The sequence below is a fragment of the Paenibacillus sp. TAF43_2 genome (assembly GCF_052113545.1).
GTDB lineage: Bacteria > Bacillota > Bacilli > Paenibacillales > Paenibacillaceae > Pristimantibacillus.
This window is the reverse complement of sequence record NZ_JBFRDK010000221.1, coordinates 1-8,575: the sequence shown is the minus strand read 5'-3', so window position 1 is coordinate 8,575 and position 8,575 is coordinate 1. Positions and strand designations below refer to the sequence as shown.

Below are 8,575 nucleotides of genomic sequence, written 5' to 3'. Positions count from 1 at the left end.
GTACTTACTATTTCATCCATCGGTTTGACGTCTACTTTGAAATTAATACTAGTGTTGGTAACTTCTTTGAGAAAAGTTTGGACTTCCGACTCGAAGAACCTTATCTTTTCATCATCATGACTATTAATTTTTTCTTGTAGTAATCTTGTTTTAGTTTCAGCTTCACTGTATTCATCGAGTGAGTGAATAATTTCTTTATAAAGAGCAGTCAATGTTTTCATGTTATCTGATGTACCCTTTATTTCATCACCTGCGTTCTTTACAGCAGGAATATAAATAACCTCGGGAAAGACATTCAGAAAATGAGAAGCATTTCTCCCTCCGCCTAACCTTCCATCCCAGCCTTCATCTTCTAGGTCATGAGTTGGTGCACCTGTGATTTTTGAAGTTCTTTTAACTTCCCCATCGAAATTATATACAGCCCGGACGATAAAAGTATTAGTATCAGCATGTAACGAGGCACGGATTCCGTGTAATTCTGCTTCTTCCATCGTTATCTCTGTAAAAGTTGCATGAAACGAAATAGGTTCAGCTATATTGTATTTATAAAAATGTTTTCTGTCTGGTTTTTGAGAAGAACCAAACATTTTAATTGCTTGTAAGATAGTGCTTTTTCCGACGTTGTTAGGTCCTATGAAGATTGATATATTCTCAATGTCGACAGTTAGTGCCTTGATTCCCTTAAAGTTACGGATAGTTAATTTAGAAAGTCTCACAGTATATTCCTCCAATTTAACAAATTAGCATATGGATTAATAACTTCGATTATTTTGAACAAAACTCCTTCATTCAGTTTCATTTATTATTAAGTTTGGGAGTCAAGGGATGCGTGAGTTGATAAAACTATCCTGCCGCTCAATAAAAATATAGCTTAGCTCTATAGTCTTTCGGTCTAAACTCAATAGTTCTTCATCGTTTGTTCCTTATTCTTTTTCAGGTGAACAAGGATTCAACCACTTTCATTAGAAAGAACTAAATATCAAAATGTAGCGAAGCGCTTGACTAATACATTGGGAGGCAATGTATTGGAACAAAAATGACGATAAACAATCCGGAGGTGTCCCGTCTTCCTCGGCTTCGGTTGATTGCCGTTGTTCGCCCGTCAGAGGGGCATTTCCTTTTTCTCAGATAATATCCCGTCCCAGTAGCCTATTGGCTAGGTACAAAAAGACACGTTTTTTATCAAAACGCTTAGTAAAGCTGGACCTGAGTAAGCTTGTGGTTGGAGTCCGCTCACAACCCTGGTGTTTTTTAAATATCCATACCTGAAACGAAGGCAGCAAGCCTTTTTCGTTTTTTTGGATTTGTATCCTTCAAGTGAAGGGTACGTCTCTCCGCCCTCACTCTGCATCAAGACTTGACTCTTAGGATTAAAATCCTTTCCGATATAGACAGGAATTTCAATGGTTACTTAATGTACGTGTTTTAAATCTCTAAATCTCCTCACTAAGTAATGGCATCCTGTTTAAACACTTTTTTCTTCCTATTCATATTATCTATGTATTGCTTTATACTAGATTAAGAAAAAAATCCAATATACACCATACTTAATAGGGAATCGTTTACATATAACTTACCCAATAGTTAATCGCATCCTTAAGTCTTTTGGTCTGACAATTAATTTGGAATACGTAAAGTAGCAGACACATCCATTCCCCTAGGATAAGAGCGGAGTGAAACGAAAGGACAATGTGAATACATCAAAATTTAAGTGAACTCCCAGTAATAGCAATAATAAAGTATGAAAGGATAACTTATGAAGACACAATTATACTTTTGGAAACCATTAATAAAAAGACACAAGATAGAATTGTCGATTGTTGGGGATTACTTTAATAGAACTAAAAGTCATTTCGAAAATATACATGAAGAAGCAAATGACTATAGTAAGAAGTTATTTAGCGAATATTCATGGACTGAGGATACTGATGAAGCAGCCGTTGCCGAATGGGCAGAAGAAGAAAGTATCATTATGTATCAATCACTATTAACAATGAAGTCTAATCATCTATTAATGAGTATTTCACTCTTGTATCACACCTGGGAGCAACAATTAATTAAATTTACTATTAAAGAATTGAGTCATGACCTTGAGTGGACTAAAAAAGGAATGCAATTTGGAGAAGTGCAAAAAATATTCGATTTACATGATGTGAGTATTTCTAAAACTAAGTCTTGGGTAAAATTAAGAGAGTTGAAATTCCTAACAAATACAATTAAACATGCAGACGGAGACTCTGCTGAAAAACTAAGAAAAATTAGACCTGATTTTTTCAAGAGTACATTGATAGATACTCATTTTGATACACTTGATTTAAACGGAGCTGTGCTCCTCGATGGTTATACTTTAAAAGTACATGAAAGAGATTTCAATGAATATATTGAAGCAGTAAAGGGATTCTGGGATGAAATGCCTGAGAGAGCCTTTGCTGACGTAGATTTAATTATAGCAGCATTTGATAAGTGATTTTTAGAATATCCACTGAAGGTAGGAACTTCATATAACAGAGAAATCACGCATAAGGGTGTGTGCTATGTTCAATATCGAGGCACGTGTAAACTAACACCCACATTGGCTTAGAGAAGAACTAGCTAAGTTTCGTGAATGAAAAAACGTTAAGTCAAATTAACTTAAAACAATATTGATTGGAGTGCCTATCATGGATGTATTATTTACAAGGAATCCTGATATAAAGAAAAACGCGTATCCGAATTGGAGAAGAAGGAATGACTCAAGTCTTGATTTTTTGTCATATTCAGAAATGTACAAGAATAGTGGAGATATTTTATTAAGTTCTATGACAAACAATATTGGATATAAAGCCGATGAGATAATTATTCCAAGCATCTTTTTATATCGACATTCTGTTGAATTAATTCTTAAAGGAATATTGCTAACTCATTATCTAATGATTAAAGATATGACTAGAGAGAAGATTCAAGAAAAGTTATATGGTCATAGCTTAAAAGACCTATGGAACAAAACAGAGAATATATTACATCAATATCTCAAAACTTCAATTAATAATGATAAAAAGCCGCTTGAACTAATGCGAAGGGCAATAGAAGAACTAAATCTAATGGACTCCACATCTATGATGTTTAGATATCCATACGATGTCGAATATAAAAATCAACAGTTAATTGGTAATCAAGAACATAATTATGGAATTGATTATCAAGCATTAAAGATAAATTTTGAAAGAGTTTACAACTATTTCTCAGGGTGTTTTCATTCAATATATACTAAATACGAAAATCTTGATGTAAAACCAATATTGTGATTACTCAAAGAAGAAGTGACACTCTCGGTCAGTTGAGGAACTTCGGGGAAGTGGTATCAGCAATTAACCCTTACTCACCTAAGATAAGAGCTATCTACGACTATGAGAATTCATGAGTGCGACAAAGTTAGATGAATTAAATGCAGGAGGTTATGAAAGATGTTACATGTAGAGTACGATGAAAACGAACATAGTAAAGAATGCTATGCACATTTTGGTCTTTCTATTTATTATGCTCAAGTTTTGGAGCATCAATTAGTTAATATGATTGTTGTATTAAAGCTGTCACAAGGATTACTACCTTGCGAGAATGACTTAGATACTATTTACGAAAGAAAATTTTCTAAAACAATGGGACATTTAATAAATGAAATTAAACAATTGTTTTTGTTACAAACGGAAGAAGTAGATGAATTGAAAGAAATTCTTAGGTTAAGAAACTTCATAGTTCACGAATATTTTAAAGAAAAAATAACGCTAACATTTTCTCGGTCGGGTAAAGATGAAATGATAAACGAACTGAAAGAATTTGTAGAGAGAGTACAGGCATTAGATGAAAAGCTGGTAGTATACTCAAATGAACTTCATGAAAAAATAGGAATTACACAAGAAATGATACAAGCGGAGTTAATAAAAGTTAAAGAGGAAATCCGTTTTAACGAATTGTGAAGGTAATCTATCGAAGGCACATACATCTTCAAACCCCACATTCAAACTTGTGTGTTCGTCCACAATAAACAGAATTAAGGGCATAATATATATGCAACCGATAATCTACTAAATACAAAAACAGAATCAATAAAAAAGTTGCCAAGGTACATGGCAACTTTTTTCAATAGCTCCAACATTATTTTTTTACGCTAAACGAAGACTAGGTTCTTTAAAGCTATATTGAATCTGAGCTGTCCCATCTGCCTCAATATCTATACGAGAAATGAATCTGTGAATGAGTTCTGGAAGAACTTCAGTAGTAAAAAGATAATTCATAAAATCATTTTGTGTGCAATTAAGGTCAAATTCGAGATTGGTTGCACTCTCAGAAAGTGTATCTATTTGCTCTTGTAAGTCTGCTAGTTCAGCATTATCTCTTTCAATGACAACCTTATATTCCTCAGCACTCATGTTTCCATCAGCCCGCATCTGAAAATAGTTAATCTTTCTCTTTTCAAGAAGTTTGATTTTCCCTTCCACTTTCCTCAATCCTTTCAACCTATTCTGCACTGTTTTTTCGATATTTCCGTGAAAGTGCTTCAATAGCCCTCCAAAATTTAAAGCACTTAAAAAGGTCTTGAAATCTTGAATAATTGCATTACTTAGTTCCATCTCTTTAATTGAATGAGATGAACATCTTTCATTTCCATATCTACCATAAGAGCCACAAATATATTTCCCACCAGAACGATACCACATTCCTCTGCCACAATCAGCACAGTAAGTTACATTTGTGAATAGATGCTTTTTGGGTGCTACCATATCCTTCTTACGTTCTTTCATCAATTTCTGAGCGATTTCAAAAACATCTCTAGAGATAAGTGCCTCATGCTTATTTTCTACTACAATATATTCATCATGTTTCTTTACTTTTCTCTTAGTGCTAACCACACTAACGGTTGTTGTTCGACCCTGAACCAAATGACCTGTATAGTGGGGATTAGATAATATTCCTTTTATCGTAGTTCCTCCCCAATCCAGCATTTTTCATTCTACTTACTTGCGCAGGCGTTGGAATTCCATCTGACGATAATACACCATCAATTGTGAGGAGTATCTATGAGGATTACCTGAATGGGAAAGGCTTTGATTCTATTGCACGTTCTCTTTCAAAAAATGGAGTCCCATCGCCTTCTCAAGTAGCTAAAAAGAAGAATGCCCGTCGATTTTGGCACGGTTCATCAATCAGTAAAATTCTTACTAATCCGCACTACACAGGTGATTTAGTTCAAGGAAGAGAAACAAAAAGAAGTGTAACTTCTAGTTCTAGACATTCTATTCCTAAAGAACAACAAATAGTTGTTAAGCATACTCACCACTCCATAATCCCACATGCCCTGTTTAATACGGTACAAGAATTAATAAAAAGCCGCAAAAAGAATCGCACAAAAGCTAAGAAGCATCTTTTTACGAATGTATTATATTGTGGTGATTGTGGGACAGGCATGTGGTATCGACAAAATCGAGAAGTCTACATTTGTGGCTATTATGCAAGGCATGGGAAGATTGCTTGTACGCATAGGACCATTAAGGAAGAGGATTTAGAAAAAATTATCATTCATGACCTAAACAAAATGGCTCGAATTATTAATGATAAGGACCACTTAAGTAGTCTTGAAGTTGAATCACAAAGTAAGAAAAAATATTTAACGAAATCACTACAACAAATCGAAACTGAGATTCAATCAGCCAAGACGAAAAAAGGTCGATCTTGCAGACAATCAAATCACTCAAGACGAATATCGTGAAGTAGCTGACATGCATCAAGAGGTTATCATTGCATTGAATGAAAAAGGAAGTGAACTCAAAAGTACACTCCTACATGATGAATATATTGGAAAAATGGATATCCACCGTAACTTGATTAGTCGTTATTCACCGCTAATTCATCTAACAGTGGAGATGCTACATCAATTCGTAGAACGTATTGATGTAGACAACAACGGACACCCTACGGTMACTTACCGATTTTCCATCTTATCTGATTAATCGTTCTTCAACACTATCTGCGACACACACTCAACATGCCTCGAATTCGTAAACTCAAGCTCTTAGTATCGTTGCTTCAAAATTCAACTCTATTTTTTTCTTTACCACTACTTGTGATAAGGTTCCCCTTCACTTTGTATGATATGCAATTCAATGTTATCATACATCAGAACAAATGCACGCTGTCTCCTTTGTATTATGAATTATAGTCCATCTGGTGAATAAATTAGTGTGAAAACTCTCGTATAAAAGTAAAGTGCACTCCAAGAGCGCCCTCCTACATACGTTCCACTTCTTATTAGGATGGCTTTAATATGTTTCCCATCTCTCGCGGATTATTGCAGGTATTTGTTTATTATTCCTGTTCTCCTTGATTAACCGCTGAATTGGGTATCTATTCTTATCACTAGCCACAAATTCTAATACCTCTGACAAGATAACTGTCGCTTCAGAATAGCCACTAATTTCTATAAGCATACTAATAGAAAACTTACCGAACTTATCGTACTCAGGAAAGGGCAGTCGTCTTCCCACTAAATCATCATACATTGCTCTAAACACTTCTTCAAGCTCGTGCTCATACTGCATAACAAAGACTTCAAATATCTCTAGTGACGCTGCATAATCTGCTATTATCAACTCTGTTACAATTGCGCCTACATTTCTTCGAGTCAAAATGCTATATATTTTTTCAGAGCTTATTTTCTTCTCACGAACCATTTGTCTTAATTCATCAACCGGGTTATAATTTATCGGTGTATTTTTCAAGCTAACAAACGCATCATATAATTCACCCACAGTGCTATATCGCTTCGATAAGTCCTTGTTTGTTGCTTTTGTAACTATAGCACTGTACTTGTGTTCCCTACTGACTACACTTCCACAAAAAACAAAGTCAATTATTTTACCTAACGAGTAGATATCGGTTTGTATACATGCATCTTTTATATTATTGAGTTGAATTGGGTCCGTAAAATGGGCTGTTCCTACACCTCTTTCAGTTATTGTTTTATATGAATAGTCCCTGGTAGTATCTTTACCTAATCCAAAATCGGCTAGTTTAGGTTTATTTTTTACCATTAACACGTTGTTATAACTCAAATCTCTATGAATTGTCTCTGGATGTAGTTCATTTAGTGACAAAATGATTTCCTCACACAGATGCTCTTGCCACTCCAGATTCATAACATGATAATGCTCATCAATATACTCCTTAAGGGTCTTATCAGCGTATTCCATTTCAAAAGAAAGTTTTTCCTTTTTATAGTTCCAAACTGATATTGTCCGGTCGCTTGCATTATACCTTTTCATAATTTCATACTCTCGTTTAAATCTATGTAACATCTCTGTATCTGACCAATATTCACGCTTTAGTTGCTTTAACGCATAAAATTCACTCTCTCTATTAAGACGATACACCTCTGCAAAAGCGCCTTCTCCAATAGGCTTTTCTTCAGCCTTCCTAACAAGTTTTGCCCTCCCATCAACTTTAACGATATGTCGGTCTGTGATGTTAAACACAGCTGCGTTTAAATATTCAATAATCTCATCTTGAAGATTTTCTACATATTCCAAACTAACTTCATTGAACTTTAATAATTCCTCGATTGAGGTTGCTTCATCAATAAATTGCTCAATTCGACCTTTCTTCTCTAGGTCCGCAATTCTCTCCTCTGCATATCTCCACCTGGTTGGAAATCCACTGCGATATTTATCCTCATAACCAAAGTTATTAAAAAACTCTACTAAGAGTGGTCCACTTCTTCGGGGGAAAGGACCCTCATCACCAGCAAAACTCTTTGAAAGTTTTTCTATAACTTTTGGATGGCTTGTTTTGACCTTCATTTTACGACTCCCACTAAAATGTTATGATTGTATATTCTTCGTTTCTAACCCTGCAAGGATACTTGGATTCCTTTTCTCGAGAAGCTTTTGTGTTTCTTTTGTTAGTTTCCTTATACAAATAACTAATTCCGCAATTGCTTCATCAAAATCTCGTTGAGTCTGTTCAAAATCATTTTTAGCAGCGATGACGGATATCCACTTAGTTTCAAGCTCCGCTGGGAGCAAGTGCCTTTTAAAAATAATAATCTTGCTCAAATCCTCAATTTCAGGAATTTTCCAAGGGAATTCATATGCCGGTCCAGATAAGATAGGGTTTATAAAGTCTCTCCACCTTAACCTTATTTTCGACCGGTTGGTTCTCCCTGTGGGAAACAAAAGTATTTCTCTAATTAACTTAACAAATAAATCAATCTTACGTCCTTTATACGCGGTAAATGACTCAGTTTTCACTTCGTATAATTCATTGTTCAAAGGGATATACAGTTCAATATATCTCTTTCCCGCGAGACTTGCTCTCCCCAGTTTGTTTGTTACATGTTGTGTGTAAATCCACTTTATAAACACGACAATATTCGCTAGAAGGGAGCCAAGTACAACCCAATTTTCCCCAAACCATTTTAATGATGTATTGATTATCTCCACTGTTTTTGCACCTCCTCAGTTCGACTGATTACTTCTTCTATAAAAGGTATTCCAACTCCTTCCACGATAAAGGGTTTCAGGGATATCCCTGAAACCCTTTATCG

Annotated in this window: 8 protein-coding genes; 4 read left to right on the top strand and 4 right to left on the bottom strand. The window is 35.0% G+C overall.

The window, feature by feature from the left end; translation table 11 throughout:
- The coding region (locus tag AB4Z17_RS29530; protein ID WP_441963826.1) for an AAA family ATPase at positions 1-716 on the bottom strand (716 nt) is incomplete at its 3' end.
- Positions 717-1,756: 1,040 nt separating this feature from the next.
- On the opposite strand from AB4Z17_RS29530, the gene AB4Z17_RS29525 reads away from it, so the two are divergent.
- From AB4Z17_RS29525 to AB4Z17_RS29515, 3 genes are all read left to right on the top strand, one after another.
- A complete protein-coding gene (locus AB4Z17_RS29525; protein ID WP_441963824.1) occupies positions 1,757-2,467 on the top strand; it encodes a hypothetical protein in 711 nt (236 codons plus the stop codon).
- A 193-nt stretch (positions 2,468-2,660) separates the two neighbouring features.
- The gene (locus AB4Z17_RS29520) at positions 2,661-3,284 is read left to right on the top strand and encodes a hypothetical protein (protein WP_441963822.1); all 624 of its coding nucleotides are present in this window, start codon (positions 2,661-2,663) and stop codon (positions 3,282-3,284) included.
- 159 nt (positions 3,285-3,443) lie between these two features.
- Positions 3,444-3,953, top strand: coding sequence for a hypothetical protein (locus AB4Z17_RS29515; protein WP_441963820.1), 510 nt, complete (start codon positions 3,444-3,446; stop codon positions 3,951-3,953).
- Between the two features lie 186 nt (positions 3,954-4,139).
- On the opposite strand, the gene AB4Z17_RS29510 is transcribed toward AB4Z17_RS29515, so the two are convergent.
- Positions 4,140-4,979 (bottom strand): recombinase family protein, encoded by an 840-nt coding sequence (locus AB4Z17_RS29510; RefSeq protein WP_441963818.1) that lies wholly within the window; start codon positions 4,977-4,979, stop codon positions 4,140-4,142.
- A gap of 62 nt (positions 4,980-5,041) precedes the next feature.
- On the opposite strand from AB4Z17_RS29510, the gene AB4Z17_RS29505 reads away from it, so the two are divergent.
- Positions 5,042-5,743: a recombinase family protein gene (locus AB4Z17_RS29505; protein WP_441963816.1), complete on the top strand. Its 702-nt coding sequence runs from the start codon at positions 5,042-5,044 to the stop codon at positions 5,741-5,743.
- Positions 5,744-6,293: 550 nt separating this feature from the next.
- On the opposite strand, the gene AB4Z17_RS29500 is transcribed toward AB4Z17_RS29505, so the two are convergent.
- Positions 6,294-7,829: a protein kinase domain-containing protein gene (locus AB4Z17_RS29500; RefSeq protein ID WP_441963814.1), complete on the bottom strand. Its 1,536-nt coding sequence runs from the start codon at positions 7,827-7,829 to the stop codon at positions 6,294-6,296.
- 21 nt (positions 7,830-7,850) lie between these two features.
- The gene (locus tag AB4Z17_RS29495) at positions 7,851-8,471 is read right to left on the bottom strand and encodes a hypothetical protein (RefSeq protein ID WP_441963812.1); all 621 of its coding nucleotides are present in this window, start codon (positions 8,469-8,471) and stop codon (positions 7,851-7,853) included.
- Positions 8,472-8,575: the final 104 nt, after the last annotated feature.